We start from the raw sequence: 21,425 nt of genomic DNA on the forward strand, positions 1-21,425 counted from the left end.
TTGAAAGCCTTCCCAACGATGGGCCCCCGCACATTTCATCACTTCATGGACATTATTGAACTCCAAAAACTCACTCGCACCTACGGCGATTTCACCGCAGTCGATCATATTCAGCTCTCCATTCGCGCGGGCGAAATCTTCGGCCTGCTGGGGCCTAACGGAGCGGGAAAATCCACGGTCATCAAGATGCTCACGACCTTGCTGCCGCCCAGCTCCGGCACGGCAACGATCGCGGGCTTTGATATCGTGCACCAGCCGGGTCGTGTGCGTGCGGAGATCGCTTATGTGCCTCAACTGGTATCCGCCGACGGCGGCCTGACCGCCCTCGAAAATCTGCGCCTCTTCGCGAAGCTCTATGGCGTCCCCCGGCGCATCACCAACGAACGCATCGCTGGCGCGCTGAAATTCGCCGGGCTCGAAGAGGCCGCACATCGCCTGGTCCGTGGATATTCCGGCGGAATGGTTCGCCGTTTGGAGATCGCTCTGGCCTTACTCCATCGCCCCCGAGTGCTCTTTCTTGACGAACCCACGGTAGGCCTCGATCCGCTCGCGCGCCAGTCCATTTGGGAACAGATTCAACGGCTCGTCCGGGAACTTGGCATGACGATCCTCCTGACCACCCATTTCATGGAGGAAGCCGACACCCTTTGTAGCCGCGTGGCGATCATGAACCGCGGCCGAGTGAAAGCCTTGGGCAGCCCGGAGGAGTTAAAGCTTTCCCTCGGGATTTCGGACGCCTCTTTGGACGATGTCTTTACCCGCTATTCCGAAGAACAACCGGAAACCTCGAGCAACTTTAGCGATATCTCCCAAAGCAGGCGCAGCCTCGTCCGCCTGGGCTAGGCGCTGCCAAGCTCCTCCCCGCCCCCACCGCAAATACCCAATTTAGCGATTCATGAAATCCCTCAACAACGCCACACTCCTTGAATGGGCTGAACCGTTTGCCGTCCCCGCCGGGCGGTTTACCGGGCTCACCCGCCTCGCCGGGCAATGTATGGCCCTGGTCGAAACAGAATATATCAAACTGCGCCGAGACCCGACCGACCTGATCTCCCGCGCCGTGCAGCCCGCGCTGTGGCTTTTAATCTTCGGCAACGTCTTCTCCAAACTTCGGGCCGTGGCCACTGGCGACCTTCCGTATACGGATTTCATGGCCCCGGGAATTCTGGCCCAGAGCGTCTTATTCGTCTCCATCTTTTACGGCATCGCCGTCATCTGGGAGCGCGATCTCGGGATCGTGCACAAACTCCTCGTCAGCCCGACCCCGCGCCTGGTGCTGGTGCTCGGCAAAGCCCTTTCGGCCGGTCTTCGCGCCTTGATCCAGGGGGTATTCGTCTACCTGCTCGCATGGCTGCTGGGCGTACACCTTAATTTCCACCTCCCGGCCCTTCTCGGAGCAGCGCTTGTAGTGTTATTGGGTGCGATGGGCTTTTCCACTTTTTCGCTTATCATCGCCTGCATCGTCAAATCGCGGGAGCGGTTCATGGGGATCGGGCAGGTCCTTACCATGCCGCTCTTCTTCGCCAGCAATGCCATTTATCCCATCGCCGTCATGCCCGAGTGGCTCAAAGTCGTCGCCCATGCCAATCCATTGAGTTACGAAGTGGACGCTCTGCGTGCCTTGATGGTACACGGCGGCTCCAGCCTATTTGGAGTGGGCTGGGATATCTCGGTTCTCCTCGCCTTTGTGTCGGTGTTAACGCTCATCTCCGCACGACTCTATGCCAACCTCGTGCGCTAAATCGCCTTCTAAAAACTTCGAAACCTGGGAAATTAACTATGATCAGAACGTTCGTGAATAAATTGGATCAACGCGCTAAACCCAAAACGCCCGCGGCTCAGCTATGGCTGGAGATTGTACAGGACCGCATCGGCTCCATGCTTTTTGGCGAAGTCGAGATTGTGATCCAGGATTCCAAAGTCATTCAAATTGACAGCACGGAACGGCTTCGCCTGGATCCTCCGCAACAACGTCAAGCACCCCGCACCTCCGGGCGACCGTCATTGGCGCCCCGCAGGTAATATCATCCTCCGAAACGACTTACCTAACAGCCTGTTCCCCTGACATTTTCCCACGACAGATCGTTTCCGTTGTCCATGGTTCGCCAGTTCGCATCCATCCTTATGTGCCTTGCCATGTTCGCCGTGATCGGCGGGCATTGGGCTGCGATGCAAACGGTGGCTTGGGCCGAGATGATCTGGAGCTATTCCGTGGAAGAAGGGTCGCTCGAGGCTGGCTGCGAAAAGACGTTTAGCGGAGAAGCGCCCTGCGAAATGTGCCGCGCGATTGCGCAGGGCCGGAGCAAAGAGCAAAAGCAGTCAGCGATCTTGAAGGCGGAAAAAAAGGTAGGCGACTTTCTTCTGGCCAAACGGGAATTCTCCTTATGGCCGGCTTGTGTTGTATTTGCTTACCCCAAGCCGATCTCGCGGCGCTTTCCCCGGCGCAACGTTCCCCCTCCCTCGCCAGTTCCCATAGAGGCGGCGAATCTCGCGCAATCGTAACGCGGTCTTGCTTAACATCAGGGCACCACGCAGCCGTGTGGAATATCGGATATTCCGCCGGACGTGGGCTGTCTCGCGGTGACGATTGCCGCCCACTCATTCCGACGTTTCCGCCGGAATAAATTCTCGCGCGCACGCATGCCAGGCATCCGGCGCCCCAACCAACAACCTTTTAGCGCCATTCCAACGGGTTTGGCGTCTCAACTATTTTATATTACTTTGAAATCTTCATTTTTCATTTTGCATCCCCGCAAATCGCTGACGCGTTGGGGATCATTCTTCACCGCATCGCTTTTTTCCTGGGCTACCCCAACCTTCGCCGCTGATTCCAACGGTGAACCATTGCCCCAACGGCTGCCAGAGGTAGTGGTAACGGCTACTACCGAAGCGCCCCTCATCCCCTCGCAACCCGGCGATAGCGCCATCAACTTATTGGACGGCCTGCCCGGGGTCGCCCTCCAGCAAAACGGCGCGCTGGCCTCCACGCCGTCGCTGCATGGATTGGCCGATGAACGCGTCAAAGTCCAGATCAACGGCTTGACGATTTCCTCCGCTTGCCCCAACCACATGAACCCCGCGCTATCCTACTTCTCAGCGAGCAGCGAGGCCAAGGTGACCGTGATCAACGGGGTCACCCCCGTAAGCCTTGGCGGCGACAGCATCGGCGGCACGGTCATCGTCGAGCCCGCGGCGCCCGTCTTCGCAAGCGGGACCAATCGGCTCTATGCCGCGTCGCTACTGAGCGGTTTCTATGGAAGCAATAACAACTCCTACGGCGGCACAGTTGCCTCGACCGTAGCGACCCAGAATGTCAGCCTCGGCTACGTCGGCTCGTGGAGCAAAGGGAGCGATTACTACGACGGCCATGGCGACAAAGTCCCCTCCACGTACTACGAAACGACCAATCACGTCGTCACCCTCGCGGCGCAAAATGCGAGTAACCTCGTGACGTTGTCGGGCGGCATCACCGTGACCCCCAACGAAGGATTCGTGGGGCAATGGATGGATCTCATTGATAACAAAGGCGGGTTCGTCAATGCCGACTGGAAGGGAACCTTCGACTGGGGCACCCTCGACGCGCGCGCCTACTGGCAGACCGTCACCCACAAGATGGATATCGGCAAGGATAAGCAGACCTACCCCAACCCGATGTACATGCCGATGAACACCAAGGCGACAAACACGGGTTACGTCATCAAGAGCGAGATCCCGTTCTTCGAGAGCAGCACCCTGCGCCTGGGCAACGAATTCCACCGCTTCGAACTCGACGACCGTTGGCCCGCCGTTCCCGGCAACACGATGATGATGGGCCCGAACACGTTCGTTAGCATCAACCACGGCGAGCGCAACCGCTTCGGCCTCTATGGCGAGTGGGAAACGCAGTGGGACAAAGCGTGGAAGACGCTCCTCGGAGTGCGGCCCGAAGCGGTCTGGATGGATACGGGCAACGTGCACGGCTACTCCGGCATGTATGCCGCCGACGCCGCGATCTTCAATAGCAAGGACCACGAGAAGACCGACTTCAACCTCGACGCCACTGCCGAGGCCACCTACGAACCCGACAAGAACAGCACCTACACCCTGGGGTTCGCCCGCAAGACCCGCTCGCCCAGCCTCTACGAACGCTATGCCTGGTCGAAGGTGAAAATGGCCAGCATGATGATCAACTGGTTCAACGACGGCAACTACTACACCGGCGACCTGGACCTAAAGCCCGAGGCTGCCCACACGGTTAGCGCCACAGCGGATTGGCATGATGCAGAGAAAAAGGACTGGAGTGTTGGCGTTACGCCCTATTACTCCTACGTACAAGATTACATCGATGTCGACCGCTACGGCATCGTCAAGAAAGCAGGGAACACCTTGGATCAGCTCAGATTTGCCAACCACGATGCGTTCCTCTACGGAGTAGATCTCACCCTGAAGAAGCGGCTGTGGGAAAACCCAACCTTTGGCCGGGGCGAAATCACCGGCGTTGCAGGCTGGCTCCATGGAGAGCGGGTCGATACCGGCGGCAGCCTCTACCACGTGATGCCGCTCAACGCACGGTTCAGCCTCAATGAAACCCTCGGGAACTGGAGCAGCGGCGTGGAACTCCAGCTGGTTGATGCGAAAAACGACGTTGATGAACTCCGCAGCGAACCCACGACGCCGGGCTATGCGCTGGTGAATCTTCGGACCGGCTACCAGTGGCGCAATATCCGCCTGGACGTCGGGGTCAACAACCTCTTCGATCAATTCTACTACCTGCCCCTGGGTGGCGTGAATTTCGATAACTACCTGGCGAGCGGGAAGACCGAGATCATTCAGTCACTGGCCGGAATGGGCCGGACGGTCTACGTCAGCGTTACAGTGCGGTTCTAGAACCTCCATTCAGCGTCCTTGCCGTGAGGCTTTCCGCCTTGCGGCAAGGACAAATACCCCTCAAGCTCCCCTTGCAAGAGGTCGAAGAGATGCCTTTCTAGGGGCGCGCGGGCTGGCTAAGTAATATCCGATATTGCTTCGGTGAAATCCCGAATTCCTTTTTAAAGGTTCTGGAGAACGCACTTGCGCTCCCAAAGCCAGAGCTTTCGGCCACCCGTTCAAACGACATGGAACGATCCCGCATCAGCCATTTGGATCGTTCAAACTGCACGTGGGTAAACGCCGTTTGCGGAGACATTCCCCGCACCTTGTGAAAGAGGCGGCGCAAATGCGTCGGGGAAATATGAATCGCCGCAGCGACATCCTGAATACTCGGCCCCGTGGCGAGATTGACCTCGTACCAAGCCAGCGCTTCCGCCACCTTGCTTTCACTAAAATCCGGCAGGCTACCGAGATCGGCCCGGGGAATGTGTTTCAGGAAAATCAGCGCAAGCTCCTTGGCAACGATATCATAGATTAGCGGAGCATAGAAAACCGCCTTCTGCCCGGCCTCGAGCGGAATGCGGGGCGGAACGGTTTCTTTGGAAAGATTGGTGGCATTATTCTTATACGAAGCGTGGACCCGCTCGGAGGCAAAGCCCGCTGCGCGCCGAACCTGGCTACAACGCTCGTAAAGGCCCTGGATGGCGGCAAGATCCCCTTTCGAAAGCCGCACATAGCGGCACCCGTCCTGCCCCAACACGGAACACAAAATGGGATCCGCCTGGTCAAAATGAAGAACGATGACTTGGCAGCGATCTTCCGCTGTTCCGCTCCAGACATGGGCGCAGTCCGGCCCCGCAACGCAGAGAATCGGCCCCTTGATACGCTCCTCCGTGACGCGATTGTCCTTCCGGATCAAAAGCGAACAGGTTCCCTCCAAAATGATTTGAAACGCCCAGGCTTTCCGCCGGTGGGGGGGGAATGAATACTCCCCATAGCGCCGCTCGATTTGGATACGATAAAGGAGATGCACGACGCGCACCGTATGGTTCATGGGCGAAAAAGTCAATTTCTTGCGCGATCTACCTATGGAAAAACAGCAGCCGTCAGCGCGATATTTTAGGTCCCGCGCCACGGGTCACGCTACCCGGAATCTTGTGATAAACTATGAAGCTCCCACCCCAACCTATTGACCAACTCCAAACCATCCGACACCGGCGGGGTTTGGCGCGGACACGGCAGGCCTTGGCGCGGGGGCATCTCCATATTGGTTTCATTGGCGGTTCCATCACCGAGGAATGTAGGGAGAACTGGCCGTGGCCCGTGGCGAATTGGTTCGCTGAAACGTTTCCCAAAGCCACCATTGTCACCGAGAACGCCGCGATCGGGGCCACCGGCAGCGACTCGGGCTGCCTGCGAGTGGATCGGGAAATTATCCAGCGCGATTGTCAGCTGACCTTTGTGGAATATGCCGTCAACGACTACGAGCGCCCGACAGAACGGCGCAGCCGCAGTCGCGAAGGGCTTTTGCGCAAACTGCTCGCCACGGGGCAGGATGTCGTTCTGGTCTATACCTTTCGCCAGGAAATGTATGCGGCGATGATGGCGGGCGAGGTACCGGCGAGCATCGCGGAGTTTGAACAGCTCGCGGAGCACTATGGCGTGGGCTCCGTCTGGGTGGGCTTGCACGCGCTCAATGAAGTTCGCGCCGGACGCATGACTTGGGCGCAATGGCTGCCCGACGCCTTGCACCCCGGCAGCCGTGGGAGTTGGAGTTACGGCGAGGCGATCATCGCTTTTCTGCAAAAAGAACTCTCGGCTCCCGCTGGGGACATTTCAGATACAGGCTGCCTGCCGGAAGCGCTCACCGCCCTCCATTGGCAAAGCGCCCACGAACTGCCCCTAACCCGGGTTCGCACGCAAGGGCCCTGGATATTGAAGCGAGTGCATGAGACCAACCATATCGAGCAGGTCTGGGAGACCCATGTCCCGGGGGCGCGGCTGGAGTTTGATTTTACCGGCCGCGGGCTGGCTTTTATCTTCGACTATGGCAAAAAGTCTGCCGAATTCCGCTACCGCATCGACCAAGGGCCCTGGACCCCGGTCGTCCGGGAGCGACCGGACTGGAGCGGTCCCCGGGGCATGGTGCGCGCCCTGATCATTGCCGATGAACTGCCGCCGGGACCCCATGGATTTGAGATGGAGGTCATTCACGGGGATCGCGAGGAGTGCTCTGGAACGGAATGCCGCCTCGCCCAAATCAGCATCCTTTGACAACAAAAAAGGCGCTCGCCATCCGTAGATCGCAAGCGCCTTAAATATCGCGCCGAATTTCTCGGCTTGGTTACGAGCGGCTGACTTTCTTGGCTGCCAGCGAGATCCGCCAGCGGTCGAACAAAACGGCCAGCAGCAGGATGCCGCCCCGAACCAGGTACTGGTAGAAGGTGGGGACATTAAGCAGCCCCAGGGCGTTTTGCACGCTGCCCATGATCAGGACGCCGACAACGACCCCGGAGACGGTGGCCACGCCACCGACCAGCGAGACGCCGCCCAATACGCACGCCGAGATGACGGCGAGCTCCAGGCCGACGGAGGTCTTCGGGTCGCCCAAGCTCATACGGGAGGTCAGCAGCACGCCAGCGAGACCGGCTGCGACACCCTGGAGGCCGAAGACCAAAATCTTGACCCGGTCAACCGCCAACCCGGCGAGCCGGGCCGCCTGCATATTGCCGCCAATGGCCAGCACGCTCTTGCCAAAGATCGTCCGGTTAAGCACCACGCCGAAGATGGCGAACATGAGGAACATGGTCCAGACCGGCAGGCTCAGGCCGAGGAATACCGTCGAGCCGAGGAGGAAAAACTTCTCGTTGGTAATGACGACTGCGTCCCCTTGCGAGGTGATGTAGGCCAGGCCGCGAACGATCTCCATCGTGGCGAGCGTGGTAATAAGCGAGTTGATGCCGAGCTTGGCGATCACCACGCCGTTAAAGATGCCAACGAGCGCTCCCGCTGCGATGCCCCCCAATACGCCGAGGACGACGCTCCCCGAGGCGCTTGTCACCAGGGCCGCGATGACGCCGCTGAAGGCGACGGTCGATGCGATGGAAAGATCCACCTCACCGAGGGCGAGCACCAGCATCATCGTCGCGGCGATCGTTCCGATGAGCGTCACCGAGAGCAGCAGGCCGGTCAGATTGCGTAAGCTAAGGAAGTCCGGCACGAAGATCGACAAGGCCGAAAACAGGATCACGTAGATCAGCACGATGCCGAAATTCCGGATCATGCTGTTAACCAATGCACTGATGCCGGAGGCGCCGTTCCCGGCCTTGGGCGCGACGGCGGGTGGAGGAGGCGTCAGCGGCGCCAGATTGATGGGAAGGGGCGCGGGCACCTCGGAACGGCGGGATGCAAGCGATGCGGATGAAAAGGCGGGGGATTCCATAGCGATTGATCGGTGTTGAATTTGAATTAGGAGGGAAGGGCTTCGCTTAAGAGGTTCTCTGGCGTGGCCTGGTCGCGGCTGAAGGTCTTGATGAGGCGGCCATGGCGCATGACGGCGGTGCGGTCGCAGACGGAGATGACCTCGGGCAGGTCGCTGGAGATAAAGATGATCGCCTTGCCCTTTTCGGCGAGGCCGTAAAGGATGTCGTAGATTTCGCGGCGGGCGCCGACGTCGATGCCGCGCGTGGGCTCGTCGAGGATGAGGAGATCGATCTTATCGGCAAGCCAGCGCCCGAGGATCGCCTTCTGCTGATTGCCGCCGGAGAGCGTGACGATGCTTGTAGTATGATCGCGTGTGCGGATACCCAGGCGCTGAATCTGGTCGAGCGCCACGCGGGTTTCCTCGCGCGGATGCAGCCACCCCAGCGGGCCGGACTGGAAGCGCCGGGAGCTGATGTTGATATTATCCGATACGCTGCATATCGGAAAGATGCCCTCTTTTTTCCGATCCTCGGGGCACATGGCGATGCCCCTGCGAACGGCATCACGAGGGGTGTTGAAGTGAACCGGCACACCCTGGTAGAGAATGCGACCGCCGGTCGGTTCGGTGGCGCTGCACAGCAGGCGCATCAACTCGGTGCGGCCCGCGCCGACCAGGCCGAAGAAGCCGAGGATTTCGTTGCGGTGCAGGGTGAAGCTGACGGGGGCGCTCAGGCCGGGGCCGGTGAGCTCCTCGACCTCCAGCAGCGGCTCGCCGAGCGGGCGCGTACGGTAGCCGTAAATGTCCTGGATGGACCGTCCGACCATGTCCCGCACGAGGTCCTTCTCGGTGAGGCCGTCCATGGTGGTGTAGGTGTGGATGCGGGTGCCGTCGCGGAAGACCGTCACGGCGTCGCACAGGTCGAAGACTTCATCCAGGCGATGCGTGACGTAAACAATAGCGCACCCGTCCTGGCGAAGCTGCCGAATGACCCGCTTGAGGTTCTCGGTCTCCCTCGCGGAGAGGCTGCTGGTGGGCTCGTCGAAGGCGATGATTTTCGCATCGCGCAAGAGCGCCTTGCCGATCTCGATCATCTGCCGCTGGCCGATGGAAAGGCTGGCAACTTTCTCATCGGGATCAAGCGGCTCATCCAGCTTGGCCATGATTTCGAGGGCCCTTTTGAGCATCTCGCCATGGTTGACAAACCCGTGCCGCGCAGGGAACTGCCCCAGCAGCAGATTCTCCGCCACGGTCATCTGCGGCACGAGGTTAAGCTCCTGGTAGATGATGGAGATGCCAGCCTTGATGGCGTCGGCCGTCCCCCGGAAGGTGTAGGCTTTGCCTTCGATGTAGATCGAGCCCGAGGAGGGGCGGTTGACGCCGCTGAGCACTTTGAGCAGCGTGGATTTTCCCGCCCCGTTCTCCCCCATCAGCGCGTGGATCTGGCCGCCACGCACTTCGAGGTTCACGGAGTTGAGCGCCTTGACGCCGGGGAACTCGACGCTGATGTCTTCAACGGCAAGGAGGGGAATATCGGACTGGTCCATAGCGGGGGGAGATTGTCTGGAGTAAAACGTTGGGATTAAAGCAGGCCGGGGCCGGAGGGGCGAAAATTAGAGCTGCAAATCGCTGCGAACTTTCTGCCAGTTTTCGCGGGTCATCACCGTGCCTGCGGTCTCAGTGTTGGCAGGCGGGACGACGCCTTTGGTAATCCAGTTAAAGAGGTTCTCTGCGGTGGCCCGGCCGTGCATGGTGGAGCTGACCGCCACGGTGGCATAGAAGCCGGTGGGATGGGCTTTCTGGAATTCCGCAAACGCAACGCCGGAGCCGTTGATGCCGACGCCGATGACGGCCGCCGGATCGAGGCCGAACTGCTCGCTGGCGCGCACGCCGCCGAGAACGCTTTCTTCATTCAGGGCGTAGATGACCCACTTTTTAAACGCCGCATGCTTGGCAAACACCGGGGCCGAAGCCGTGTTGGCGCTCTCGGTGTCGGTGGTTTTTTGCGGGGCGTCGAAGATGTTCTCCTTTTTGAAGCCCGCGTCGAGGAGCGCCTTGGTCGCGCCGTCGGTGCGTTCCTTCGCAGTGGGCAGCTCGTAGTTCGTGATGCGCACTGCGGCGACTTCCTCGGGCTTCCATCCGCGCCGGGCCATTTCCTCGGAGATGGTCTGGCCGACCTGGACGCCGATCTTAAAGCCCGACATGCCCAGGTGCGGCACGGAGTCGATCGGCTTGCCGCCGCTGACAAACTGGTCGTCCACGCTGACAACTTTCATGTTATAGGCGCGGGCCTTGGCGACCACGGCGGGGCCGAGCCGGACATCCGGCGTACAGATCACAAACCCCTGCGCGCCCTGCGAGTGGAGGTTATCGATGGCGGTGATGACTTTCTCGCCGTCCGGGGCGCCGATGCGCACCACGCTGAAGCCGAGCTTCTTGCCAACCTCCTCGGCGGCATTCTGCTCATTGATAAACCATGGCTGTTCGGGCATCTTTACAATAAAGCCGATCTTTACCGGGCTGGCACCCTGGGAAAAGGCACCGGTCACCAATGTGACTGCCATAGTCATTGGCAGAAGTAGGGAATGGAGTTTCATATGGGGGAGGATGGGGATTATTGGGTTGTGGGATCTTGGGGGGGGAGAGGAGAATTAGATCTGTTTGGAAATTAAGCACGGTCGCCCCGGAGTGCAAAACGATTATTACTTGACAGTAACGCCACCTTGCAGCCCCCCAAAAAACCGCGCGAGCCCAGGGAGTTCCGGGGCAAATATCGCTAGTCGTTTTTGTCTAACACTAGTTTACACTCTGTCTATAGTTTTTAGCCGGTGACATTACTGTCATGTAGCAAACTAGTTTTTATCCCGCCGTAACTCTGCGAGAGTCCCTCACAGCTGAAACCCCTCGTTCCAGCCACATCCCCAACAACCCCCAAATGAAACACGTAAACACTCGGTATCTACGTAAACTCGCATCGGCAACTCTCGCCTCCATCGGCCTGCTCTCCAGCGCGCAAGCGGGCACCGGAGGCGACACCAAGAGCGCTAAGGACCTCTCCTCCCAGTCAATCCTCGACGCTCACTGCGGCCTCGGCCAGAGCTTCGAAAACTGGTGGAACGGCGACAGCTTCACCGGCAACTGGTTCGGCCTCAACAACCCCGATAACCACAGCGGCGTAAGGCTCTTTGCCTCCTACGAAGCCGACATGGCCTCCAACGTCGTGGGCGGGAAAAAGAGCACGGGCTTTGGCTATTCCGACAACTTTTATTTCGGAGCCAAGTTCGATCTCGAAACGCTGGTAAACTGGAAAGGCGCGACGCTAACGATCGCCGGGATTGACCGCAACGGCACCAGCCTGACCTCGGAACGGATCGGGAATTTCTACCCCGTGCAGCAGGACTACGGCGTCCAGCGGCTGCTATTCTACAGCATCAACCTTGAGCAAAAACTCTTCGACGATCAGCTCTCCGTGAAAGTGGGCCGCTTCCCGATGACGGACGATTTCGCGACGTCGCCGCTCTACGGGCTCTACCAAAACAACGGCATCGACGGAAACCCGAAGAGCTTTTTCACCACCACCGCCTTTTCCTCCTATCCCGGGTCTGTGTGGGGCGGCCGCGTGATCTACAAACCGGCGGGAACGGACTTTTACATCAAGGCGGGCCTCTTCCAAACAAGCGACCGCATTTACGATACCAACGCGCAAGGCATGGACTGGGGCATCCGGGGACGCGACGGCATTTCCGCCATCACGGAGCTTGGCTGGACGCCGACGTTCAACGAAAAGCCCGGCCACTTCTGGTTTGGATCGTATTACTCATCGATGGAGTTTACGAGATTCCAGGACGGCCAACTCTCGGCCAATACCGGCGGCTTCTACTGGCACGCTGATCAGCAAGTCTACCGGCCAATCCCCGGGCAGGATCAGGGGCTCTCGCTGTTTACTAACTTCGTCTACCAACCGAAGGAAAGCGTCCAGCTCATCCCTTATCAATTCGCGTGCGGCGCGGTCTACAAAGGGCTGATCCCCAGCCGTCCCGCGGACATGACCGTCTTCGGGTTCACCTACGGGAAATTCAGCAATGACTACACCGCGTCGGTTTCGCAGAAGTCCGGAGCCGAAAAAGTGCTGGAGCTCGGCTATCAAATCGCGCTCAACAAATTCACCGCGATTCAGCCCAACGTACAGGGCATCATCAACCCCTATGGCACGGATAACCACGACGTGCTGGTGCTCGGCTGCCGCGTTCTTGTGACTTTCTAGATATAGAACAACCATTCCCGATTCACCCCCCCGCGGGCGGAGTCACGATCACCGGGCAAACAGGCTGCCCGGACCGGCGACTCCGCCCGTTTTTTTGGGGGGAGGGGGCGTACGCCGCGGACGCGGGTCCCCCCTCTGACCTGCTAATCTTTCTGGCGAAACGGCAAAGCTATTGCTATAAGTAAAACTCCGTAATCAACGGACTGGCGGTTTCCTACCTATCATCTAAGAAAAAACATCACCTCCAGCTCATGAATGCTTATGTCTACCCGGTCGCATGATACAAAACCCTGTGGAGGCGGGGCGCATTTTTCATGAAAGAACCAGACGATCGCCGCAAAACCATCTGGCTGGCCATCACGCTAGCAGCCGTGGCCATCGCGGGCATCCTTGGGGCCTGGTTCTTCGCCCAGCAGACCAACCGCGAACAGGAGGAGATTCTACTTCACCAAGCCCGCGCCATCGCCCTGGCAACCAATCCCGAGCGCATCAAAAAGCTCACCGCCGCCCCCTCCGATCTGACGGAACCAGCTTACCTGCGGCTGAAAGGCTACTACGAGCTCCTCAAAAAAAGCCACCCCGACTGCCATTCCATCGCCCTCATCGGGCGGCATGCTTCCAGCCCCTTTTTCTACTATTTGAACAGCGAATCGAAGGATTCCCCGGAGGGGATCCAGCCCGGCAGCCCTCTTGAGAAGGCCCCCAAGAGCTATTTTCACGCCTACCGGTCCAATGTCCCGGTCATCGCCAAACCGGTCCCGAGCGGCGGGAAAAGGTGGCTCTCCGCCGTCGTCCCGGTTAACGATCCGGTAACGACCAAGCCGATTGCGCTACTGGAGTTCACCGTCGATGCGCAATCGGTCCACGCAAAGATCATCAAGGCCGCCCTTCCGCCGCTTTTGGTGACCCTATCAGTCGTGGCCGTCCTGGGGGCCGCCACCCACCTGATCCGCCGCCGCTCCAGGCAGGCGAATGCCCCCCGCTGGCTCTGGTTCCTGGAGCCGGTGGCGGTGATCATTATCGGAATCCAGATCACGCTCTTTTGGGCCTGGATGGCGCATGAAACAGAAAACCGGAACCGGAACCGCGCCTTCGAAAACCTCGCGGAAAGCAAAACCGCCACCTTTTCCGAAAGCTTGCAGTACCTGCGCGACAGCGGCCTGCAGGGCCTGGCCAGCTACTTCCGGAGCTGCGCCGTCGTCACCCGGGATGGCTTCCAGGCGTACGCCAGCTACTTGACAGACGCCCGGCGTTTTCAGGCTTGGGACTGGGTCCCGGCCATCGCCGCCGAGGAAAAGGAAAAGTTCGAGCAACAAATCCGGGAACAGGATGACCCCGAGTTTCAGATCTGGCAGAACGACGCCCGGAAAATCCGCGAACCCGCCTCCGGCCGCGACACCTATTACCCCGTCCTACACCCGGCGCCCAAGGAGGGAAATGAACGCGCCGTGGGCTTCGATCTCGGCTCGGAGCCGTTGCGGCGCGCCACATTGGAGGAAGCCGTCCGCTTCCGCTTCGCGACCGCCAGCGAACCCCTCGACCTGGTCATCGACAACAAACCCCAACGGGGCCTCATCGTCCTGCAACCCGTATTTGCCAACAACGAACCCAACCGTCTCCGCGGGTTCGCCATGGCGGTGCTGAAAATCGAAACCGCGCTGGAAAACACCCATCCCGATCCGACGGTTTCCATCGAATGGGCCTTCCTCCAAAAAGACGGAACAGCCAAACCGGTCGCCGCGAATTTGCCGCACACCCAGCCCGCCTCCTCCCGCGAATATTCCTACACCGTCCCCATCATGGCCTTCGGAAAGGTCATGCAGCTCACCGCACATCCCGGGCCGGAATTCGACGCCAACCACCCCCGGCGAGCGGGCTGGCTGACCCTCGGGGTGGGCCTCTTGTTCACCTTCTTGCTGGCCATCCGGGCCTACACCATCGTCCGGAAACGGGAGGAACTGGAACAGCTGGTCGTACAACGGACCGCCGCGCTGGCCGCCAGCGAAGCGCGCCACCGGGCGATGTTCGAAAAAAACCGCTCCATCGAACTGCTCATCAACCCCAAAGACGGCCAGATCGTCGACGCCAACCCGGCGGCCTGCGAATTCTACGGCTACCTGCGCGAAGCGATGCGGAAGATGAATATCGCCCAAATCAACATCCTCCCGCCCGGCCGGATATTGGATGAAATGGAGCAGGCCCGTTCCGGGCTTTACGCCGGATTTCACTTCCGGCACGTCCTGGCAAACGGCGAGATCCGAGACGTCGAAGTGCATTCCAGCCCGATCCTCGTGGACAACCGCGAGCTGCTCTACAGCATCATCCACGATATTACCCAGCGGATGGAGGCCGAACGCGCCCTGCTGGAGAGCGAAACCAACTTCCGGATCTTCTTTGAAAGCATCACCGACCTAGTCGCCGTCATCTCCCCGGAGGGGCGGATTCTCTGCGCCAACCCCTCCCTGGAGACCGCGCTGGGCTACAGCGGCAACGAGCTCACCCGGATGCACTACCGGGACTTACATGCCCGCGCTCCCCAGTCCGACGCCGACGCCCTCCTCGCCGCCATCCTGCGCAACGAGCAAACCACCTGCCCGCTGCCGATGAAAACCAAGGGCGGCGATCTCGTACCCGTTGAGACCCGGATCTGCCAGGGGCACTGGAACGGAGCCCCCGCACTCATCAGCCTGAGCAAAGACATCAGCGCCGAACAGGCGGCCCGGCAACGCTTCGAGCGCCTTTTCCAAAACAACCCCTCCCTCTTGGGCCTGCTCTCATTGCCCGACCGAAAATTCGTGGACGTCAACCGCGCCTTCACCGAAGCGCTGGGCTATTCCAGAGACGAGGTCATTGGCAAAACCCCCGAGGAACTCAAGCTCTACCTCGACCCCTCCAGCGGAAACAAAATCGACACCGAAATTCATGCAAAAGGGCACGTCATCGACGTCGAAATACAAACCCGCCGCAAGGACGGCACCGTCGTCGATGTGCTTTATTCCGGCGAGACATTCGTCAGCCAAGGCCAGCATTATATCCTGGGAGTCGGCGTCGATATCACCGAACGCAAACAGGCCGAACAGGAGCGCCAGACCATGCTGCAACGCTTCTTCACCATTCTCTCGGGAATGTACTCCGGCGTCTGCCTGGAGACCCGCGAGGGCATCGTCGAGTTCGTCAACGAGGCCTTCTGCGCCAACCTGAATATCACCCAAAAACCCGCGCAGTTGATCGGCCTCTCCACCCAGCAGATGCTCGCCGCCCTCCGCGATGCCTACATCGACCCGGAACAGTCCCTTGCGCGAACCCGCGAGATCATTCAGGAGAACCAGCCGATCAAGGGAGAAGAGCTCGCCATCGCCAACGGCAGGACCTTGCAGTGGGATTTCATCCCCCTGACCATCGAAGGCCAATCCCACGGGCGCATGTGGCTGCTCTTCGACATCACCAAGCGCAAGCAAATCGAGGAAGAACTCAAGCGCCAGGCCAACCTGATCAATTCCCTATTCAACGCCATCCCCGAAATCATCTTTTCCAAAGACATCAACGGCGCGTATCTAAGCTGCAACTCGCCGTTTCTGGAATTTGTCGGCAAGACACGCGACGAAGTCATCGGCCGAACGGATTACGAACTTTTCGAGCGGGATCTGGCCGATCATTTCCGCAAACACGACGCCCAGGCGATGGCATCGAGCCAGCCGATCCACATCGAGGAATGGGTCCCCTACCCCGACGGCACCTGGGAACTGGTCGAGACCATCAAGACGCCCCTCAGGGAACCCGCCGGGGAAATCCTCGGCATCGTCGGCACCAGCCATACCATCACCGAACGCCGCCGCGCGGAAGACGCCCTCCGCGAGGCCAAGGACGCCGCCGAAGCCGCCAACCGCGCCAAGAGCGACTTCCTGGCCAACATGTCTCACGAAATCCGCACGCCGATGAACGCCATCCTCGGCTTTGCCCATTTGATGCAGGAAGACAACGCCGTTCCAGAGCATCAAAAACAACACCTCCAAATCATCACCCGCAGCGGTAATTTCCTGCTCTCCCTCATCAACGACATCCTGGAAATGTCGAAAATCGAAGCCGGCCGGACGACCCTCGTCCCCGTTCCCTTCGACCTCCACGCCCTGCTCACCGACCTAGAGCGCATCTTCCTGCCCCAGATCGAGGCCCGGCACCTGCGCCTGATCCCGCCGGATCTGGCAGAGATTCCCCGCCACGTCATCGGCGACGAGCGCAAGCTGCGCCAGATCCTCTTCAACCTGCTGGGCAACGCCGTAAAGTTCACCTTCACCGGATGGATCGCCCTGCGGGCGCACGCCGTGGAAACCGGCAACCACGCGCTGCGGCTCGACATCGAGGTGGAAGATACCGGCATCGGCATCTCCCAGAGCGACCAGAGCCAGCTCTTCCAGCGCTTCATCCAAACCGAGAGCGGCCGCCAGGTGGGCGGCGGCACCGGCCTCGGCCTGGCCATCACACGCGCGTTCGTCGAGATCATGGGAGGCAAAATCTCCGTCTCCAGCGAAGTGCGCAAAGGGAGCACCTTCCGCTTCCACGTTCATCTGGAGAAAGCCGAGGCCACCGACGAGCCCGCCCCCCACCCCGCCAAGGCGCTCCGCCTGCGCCCCGGCCAGCCCCCAGTCCGGGTCCTGCTAGCCGACAACCTGGAGGAAAACCGCTGCCTCCTGCGGCAACTGCTCGCCCCCGTCGGGTTCGAACTCAAGGAAGCCGTCAACGGATCAGAAGCCGTGGCCCTCTTCGACACCTGGGCGCCGCACCTGATCCTGATGGATGCCCGGATGCCGCTGCTCGACGGCGCCGAGGCCGTTAAACGCATCCGCGCCAGCGGCCCCCGAGGCGCGGAGGTAAAGATCATCGTGAACTCCGCCAGCGTCCTTGAGGATCACCAGCGCGAGGCCCTGGCCGCCGGAGCCGATGCCTTCCTCGCCAAGCCGATCAACCACGAGGAGCTCCTCCGGGCCATCCACACCCTTCTAAAGGCCGATTTCATCATCGAGTGCCCCGAGGCCCCGCGTACCGTCACATCTGGCCCCATCTCCGAGGCCGGGCTGAGCGCCGACTGGATCGCGGCCATGCGCGAGGCCGTCGAAGCGGCGGATTACCAGCAAGTGGAAAACCTCATCGAGAGCATCGCCGCCACCAATCCCCTGCGCGCGCAACAACTGCTAGCCCTCGCCGACCGGTTCGATGCCGACCGCCTGCTGGGCTTCCTGGACTCCGCCGCCCGGCAAACCACCTAAAAACAACCAAACCACCATGAACCTCATCCCACCCGAGGGGGCCACGCCCACCATCCTGATGGTCGACGATGTGCCGGAAAACCTCAAACTCCTGGCCAGGATCCTCAGCCGCGAAGGCTACAAGGTCAGGCCCGTATCGAGCGGGGCGCACGCGCTGCGGGCCATCGAGATCGCACCGCCGGACTTGATCTTACTGGATATCACCATGCCCGACATGGACGGGTACGCCGTGTGCGCACGGCTTAAATCAGATGCCAAGCTGGCAACGGTTCCCGTCATCTTCCTAAGCGCCCTCAGCGACCCCGAAGCCAAAGTCAGGGCCTTCCAAAGCGGAGGCGTGGACTACATCACCAAGCCCTTTCAAGCCGAGGAAGTGTTGGCGCGCGTCGAGTGCCAGCTAAAGCTCCGGGGGTTGCAGCTGAGCCTGGAGAAACGGAACCGCGAACTGGCCGACGTCAACCGGCAACTCAACGAAGCCAGCCTGATGCGCGACAACCTCGTACAGATGATCGTCCACGATATGCGCTCCCCGCTGACGGTGCAGATGGGCTTCCTCGACGTCCTGATGGAAACCGTCTCCGCGTCGCTGGACGACACCGGAAGAAGCTGTCTCGCCGCCGCCAGGCAATCCTCCGTGCGCCTGGTCAACATGGTCAACTCCATGCTGGACGTCAACCGCCTGGAGTCCGGGAACCTCCCCGTCTGCCTCACCCCGAACCCGCTCAAAGCCATCCTCGCCGAAGCCATGGCGCTCTACCGCCCCATCCTGGAGCAACGGCAGCTCGTCTTGGAACTGCCTGAAACACTGGAGCCCGTCCATTGCGACGCCTACCTTATCCGGCGCGTAATGGAGAACCTGATCGGCAACGCCCTCCGGTTCACCAACCCGGACGGCGTCATTCGCGTGGCCGTCTCGGTGGGCGAAGCGAACGAATTCCTCATCAAGGTCATTGACGACGGCGTGGGCATCGCCCCGGCCCATCACGGGATCATTTTCGAAAAGTTCGGCCAGGTCGGCCCGCATACGAAGAACTCCTCCGGGATGGGGCTGACCTTCTGCCGCCTCGCCATCGAAGCCCACGGCGGCCGGATCGGCGTCGATAGCGAGCTGGGCAAGGGAAGCACGTTCTGGTTCACCCTGCCCAGGGATCCGGTTACTCAGTAAGCGTAAGTATCTACCAGCGAACGGACGCGCAGCGCCTTTTCGATCTGCCGCTGGCCAACGCCACCGGCACCCCGCAGCTGGATGCGCCGGGGTTCGCCAGGGTAGAGGTCAAAGAAATTATCGTCGGGCTGCACGCCGGGCAGGATGATCTCGCACTGGTATTGCAGCACATCCGAAACCAGAGTCAGCTCCCACGCCCCCTCGGCCCCCGGCGCCAGGCCAATCGAGATCGGGCCGCGCGGTAAATGAACGCGGCGCGGCGCGGTCAGGAACACGGTATCCTCGGAAACGGCTCCTTCAGCCGATTCGAGCCGAACCCGCAAATAGAGGCTCCCGGCTCCGTAGCGCTTGAGGGCCTCCGCGTAGTCCAGCTTCCTGGCCAGTTGCGATTTTCCGTACCGTAGCGCGACTTTCTTTTGGCCTTCCTCCAGCACCCTGCCGTCGATGTGGTAGAGCTTCCACTCCAGCTTACCCGTAGTGGGGCGAACGCCGTCGTACACGGTGTAGAGCTGCACGTCGTGAATCGTGCTGATGAGCGAATTGCCCGTGCCGACCGATTCATCACCCGGGACCCGGGCCGATACCAGCACCGGCGCGAAAAAACGCTTGGCCGCCCAATGGAGCGCCTTCCACTTTCCGCCGAATTCCAGGCTGCTCCACGAAAAGACCGGCCAGCAATCGTTGAGCTGCCAGTAGAGCGCCCCCATCGTGCGGGGCATCGACCGGCGGAAATGCTCCACGGCCACTTTCATGCAGTAGGCCTGGTTGAGCTGCGACAAATAGGCCAGCGCATCATAGCTCGCGGGCATCCGGTAGCGGCGCGCCACATAGTCGAGGATGATCGCGTTGCCCGCACCGTTTTTCTGATGGTTCTCCATCGCAGGAGCAAAGACATTGAGCTCCTCCGGCGGGCAGAAGGTGGCCGCGACTTCCGGCGAACTGTACGACTGCATACCGAACTCGGAGTAAAACCGGAAGCTCACCTCCTCATACCGCTTGACCGGCTTACGCTGGTGCCAGACGTCCCAGAAATGTGCGTCTCCAGCCGCCTCGTTGACGCTCCCGTGGCGGTAGCCCTCCGGGTTGTGGGGCGAGGAGGGCCAGTAGGGCGTCACGCCGTCCCAACGGCGAACGGCATCGGGTAATACTTTGTAAAATACATCTTCGTAGGCTTTCTTGCGCCCGCGGTTTTTGAGGATCTCCTGCGGCATCTGCTCGATTTCATTATTGCCGCACCACAGAGCCATGCACGCGTGGCCACCGAGGCGCTTTACCTGGAAGGCCGCCTCCTCGCCGATGGAAGCCAGGAAGCTCTTTCCGCCCGGGTAGAGCGCGCAGGCGAACATGAAATCCTGCCAGATGAGCAGGCCCTTTTCGTCGCACAGGTCGTAGAAATCATCCATTTCGTAGATCCCCCCGCCCCAGACGCGAATCATATTCATGTGCGCCGCCACCGCGCTGGAGAGCAGGTTGTCGTAGGTGGCGCGGTCCACGGCCGAGACAAAGCTGTTGGCGGGAATCCAGCTCGCCCCCTTTGCGAAAATCGGCAGGCCGTTGACGACAAACTGAAAGCTTTCCCCGAACTCGTCGGCATGCCGATCAAGCTCGATCGTGCGCAGCCCCACGCGGCCCGACCACGTGTCGAGCACCTCGCCTTTTTCGACCAGCTCCAGCTCCACCGTGTAGAGCGGCTGCTCCCCGTACCCGTTGGGCCACCAAAGCTCCGACGCGCTCACCACGAACTTCCCTCCGCTCAGCTCCGCCACCACCGCGCCGCGCAGCGAAAGCGTGCCGCGAAGCTTCCCCACGCCCTTTTTCGCCGTCGCCGCCGCCACGCTGATCTCGACCGTTTTGGCCCCGTGCTTTTGGCGCAGCCGCACATTTTCGAAACGGTTGCCGCTCCACGCTTCCAGGCGCATCGGCTTGTAAATGCCCGAGGCGACAAAGCGCGGGCCCCAGTCCCAGCCAAAGGCGTAGCCTCCTTTGCGAAGATGGGAGCACCCGCCCACCGGGTCGTTCCATTCGCGCAGATCCCCCGGGGCCTGACGGGAGCGGATCGTTTTCATCGGGCTGCCGAAGAGGATTTCGAGCCGGTTCTTTCCGCGCCGCAGCAGGCCGGAAATTTCCGCGCGGTAGCCGATGAACATGTTCTCCGTCTCCAGGATGACCCGGCCGTTGAGCCACACCGTCGCCACGGTATCGAGCCCTTCGGCGACGAGCTCCAGGTGCTCGTGCTCCAGCCATTCTGGCGTCGCTTCAAAGTCGCACCGGTAGCGCCAGTCCCGCTCCTCGATCCACTGGAGCTCCGCTTCATTGCTCCCCCAGAACGGGTCGGGGATCAGCTCGTGTCGCCGCAGATCGGTGTGAATACAGCCAGGGACCGTGGCCGCCAGCCAGCGGGCGGAACCGGGAGCCTGGAACTGCCATTGAGTGTTGAGGGGAAGGGAGAGATGCATCGGGTGG

General features: G+C 60.6%; 14 protein-coding genes. 9 read left to right on the forward strand and 5 right to left on the reverse strand.

Translation table 11 applies throughout. The annotated features are described in order from the left end of the window. The first annotated feature begins 18 nt into the window (after window positions 1-18). The 5 genes from B2828_RS14395 to B2828_RS14415 all read left to right on the forward strand — a co-directional run bounded on the left by B2828_RS14395 (window position 19) and on the right by B2828_RS14415 (window position 4,866). Complete coding sequence (locus B2828_RS14395; RefSeq protein ID WP_479634462.1) at window positions 19-843, forward strand: ATP-binding cassette domain-containing protein; 825 nt, start codon at window positions 19-21, stop codon at window positions 841-843. Between the two features lie 52 nt (window positions 844-895). Then, a complete protein-coding gene (locus B2828_RS14400; RefSeq protein ID WP_479634463.1) occupies window positions 896-1,741 on the forward strand; it encodes an ABC transporter permease in 846 nt (281 codons plus the stop codon). A gap of 38 nt (window positions 1,742-1,779) precedes the next feature. Beyond that, entirely contained in the window at window positions 1,780-2,022 is a 243-nt protein-coding gene (locus tag B2828_RS14405) for a YezD family protein (protein WP_479634464.1), read from the forward strand. Window positions 2,023-2,097: 75 nt separating this feature from the next. Next, window positions 2,098-2,502, forward strand: a complete 405-nt coding sequence (locus B2828_RS14410) for a hypothetical protein (RefSeq protein ID WP_479634465.1) — start codon at window positions 2,098-2,100, stop codon at window positions 2,500-2,502. Between the two features lie 240 nt (window positions 2,503-2,742). Continuing rightward, window positions 2,743-4,866: a TonB-dependent receptor gene (locus tag B2828_RS14415; protein ID WP_479634466.1), complete on the forward strand. Its 2,124-nt coding sequence runs from the start codon at window positions 2,743-2,745 to the stop codon at window positions 4,864-4,866. A 97-nt stretch (window positions 4,867-4,963) separates the two neighbouring features. Here the strand turns inward: B2828_RS14415 and B2828_RS14420 are convergent, their stop codons facing one another. Further along, window positions 4,964-5,902 (reverse strand): helix-turn-helix domain-containing protein, encoded by a 939-nt coding sequence (locus B2828_RS14420; RefSeq protein WP_479634467.1) that lies wholly within the window; start codon window positions 5,900-5,902, stop codon window positions 4,964-4,966. 269 nt (window positions 5,903-6,171) lie between these two features. On the opposite strand from B2828_RS14420, the gene B2828_RS14425 reads away from it, so the two are divergent. Beyond that, complete coding sequence (locus B2828_RS14425) at window positions 6,172-7,122, forward strand: SGNH/GDSL hydrolase family protein (RefSeq protein WP_479634468.1); 951 nt, start codon at window positions 6,172-6,174, stop codon at window positions 7,120-7,122. A gap of 70 nt (window positions 7,123-7,192) precedes the next feature. On the opposite strand, the gene araH is transcribed toward B2828_RS14425, so the two are convergent. The 3 genes from araH to B2828_RS14440 all read right to left on the reverse strand — a co-directional run bounded on the left by araH (window position 7,193) and on the right by B2828_RS14440 (window position 10,839). Next, on the reverse strand, window positions 7,193-8,290 hold the full coding sequence (araH, locus tag B2828_RS14430; RefSeq protein WP_479634469.1) for an L-arabinose ABC transporter permease AraH: 1,098 nt from the start codon (window positions 8,288-8,290) through the stop codon (window positions 7,193-7,195). 26 nt (window positions 8,291-8,316) lie between these two features. Next, window positions 8,317-9,816 carry an L-arabinose ABC transporter ATP-binding protein AraG gene (gene araG / locus B2828_RS14435; protein ID WP_479634470.1) on the reverse strand — a complete coding sequence of 500 codons (1,500 nt, stop codon included), beginning with the start codon at window positions 9,814-9,816 and terminating at the stop codon, window positions 8,317-8,319. Window positions 9,817-9,882: 66 nt separating this feature from the next. Next, entirely contained in the window at window positions 9,883-10,839 is a 957-nt protein-coding gene (locus tag B2828_RS14440) for an arabinose ABC transporter substrate-binding protein (RefSeq protein WP_479634472.1), read from the reverse strand. A 365-nt stretch (window positions 10,840-11,204) separates the two neighbouring features. Here B2828_RS14440 and B2828_RS14445 point away from each other — a divergent pair, with 365 nt between their 5' ends. From B2828_RS14445 to B2828_RS14455, 3 genes are all read left to right on the forward strand, one after another. Continuing rightward, window positions 11,205-12,533: a carbohydrate porin gene (locus B2828_RS14445; RefSeq protein WP_479634473.1), complete on the forward strand. Its 1,329-nt coding sequence runs from the start codon at window positions 11,205-11,207 to the stop codon at window positions 12,531-12,533. A 314-nt stretch (window positions 12,534-12,847) separates the two neighbouring features. Continuing rightward, the gene (locus B2828_RS14450) at window positions 12,848-17,797 is read left to right on the forward strand and encodes a PAS domain S-box protein (protein ID WP_479634474.1); all 4,950 of its coding nucleotides are present in this window, start codon (window positions 12,848-12,850) and stop codon (window positions 17,795-17,797) included. A 16-nt stretch (window positions 17,798-17,813) separates the two neighbouring features. Beyond that, window positions 17,814-18,962, forward strand: coding sequence for a hybrid sensor histidine kinase/response regulator (locus tag B2828_RS14455; protein ID WP_479634475.1), 1,149 nt, complete (start codon window positions 17,814-17,816; stop codon window positions 18,960-18,962). Here B2828_RS14455 and B2828_RS14460 read toward each other — a convergent pair. Then, entirely contained in the window at window positions 18,956-21,418 is a 2,463-nt protein-coding gene (locus B2828_RS14460; protein WP_479634476.1) for a beta-mannosidase, read from the reverse strand. The genes B2828_RS14455 and B2828_RS14460 overlap by 7 nt on opposite strands. Window positions 21,419-21,425: the final 7 nt, after the last annotated feature.

This window comes from Spartobacteria bacterium UBA695 (genome assembly GCA_002298145.1).
Lineage (GTDB): Bacteria > Verrucomicrobiota > Verrucomicrobiia > Chthoniobacterales > Chthoniobacteraceae > UBA695.

Coding starts and splice junctions, on each gene's coding strand:
- B2828_RS14395 (WP_479634462.1), top strand. CDS start 19: ATGGGCCCCCGCACATTTCATCACTTCATGGACATTATTGAACTCCAA.
- B2828_RS14400 (WP_479634463.1), top strand. CDS start 896: ATGAAATCCCTCAACAACGCCACACTCCTTGAATGGGCTGAACCGTTT.
- B2828_RS14405 (WP_479634464.1), top strand. CDS start 1,780: ATGATCAGAACGTTCGTGAATAAATTGGATCAACGCGCTAAACCCAAA.
- B2828_RS14410 (WP_479634465.1), top strand. CDS start 2,098: ATGGTTCGCCAGTTCGCATCCATCCTTATGTGCCTTGCCATGTTCGCC.
- B2828_RS14420 (WP_479634467.1), bottom strand. CDS start 5,902: ATGAACCATACGGTGCGCGTCGTGCATCTCCTTTATCGTATCCAAATC.
- araH (WP_479634469.1), bottom strand. CDS start 8,290: ATGGAATCCCCCGCCTTTTCATCCGCATCGCTTGCATCCCGCCGTTCC.
- araG (WP_479634470.1), bottom strand. CDS start 9,816: ATGGACCAGTCCGATATTCCCCTCCTTGCCGTTGAAGACATCAGCGTC.
- B2828_RS14440 (WP_479634472.1), bottom strand. CDS start 10,839: ATGACTATGGCAGTCACATTGGTGACCGGTGCCTTTTCCCAGGGTGCC.
- B2828_RS14445 (WP_479634473.1), top strand. CDS start 11,205: ATGAAACACGTAAACACTCGGTATCTACGTAAACTCGCATCGGCAACT.
- B2828_RS14450 (WP_479634474.1), top strand. CDS start 12,848: ATGAAAGAACCAGACGATCGCCGCAAAACCATCTGGCTGGCCATCACG.
- B2828_RS14455 (WP_479634475.1), top strand. CDS start 17,814: ATGAACCTCATCCCACCCGAGGGGGCCACGCCCACCATCCTGATGGTC.
- B2828_RS14460 (WP_479634476.1), bottom strand. CDS start 21,418: ATGCATCTCTCCCTTCCCCTCAACACTCAATGGCAGTTCCAGGCTCCC.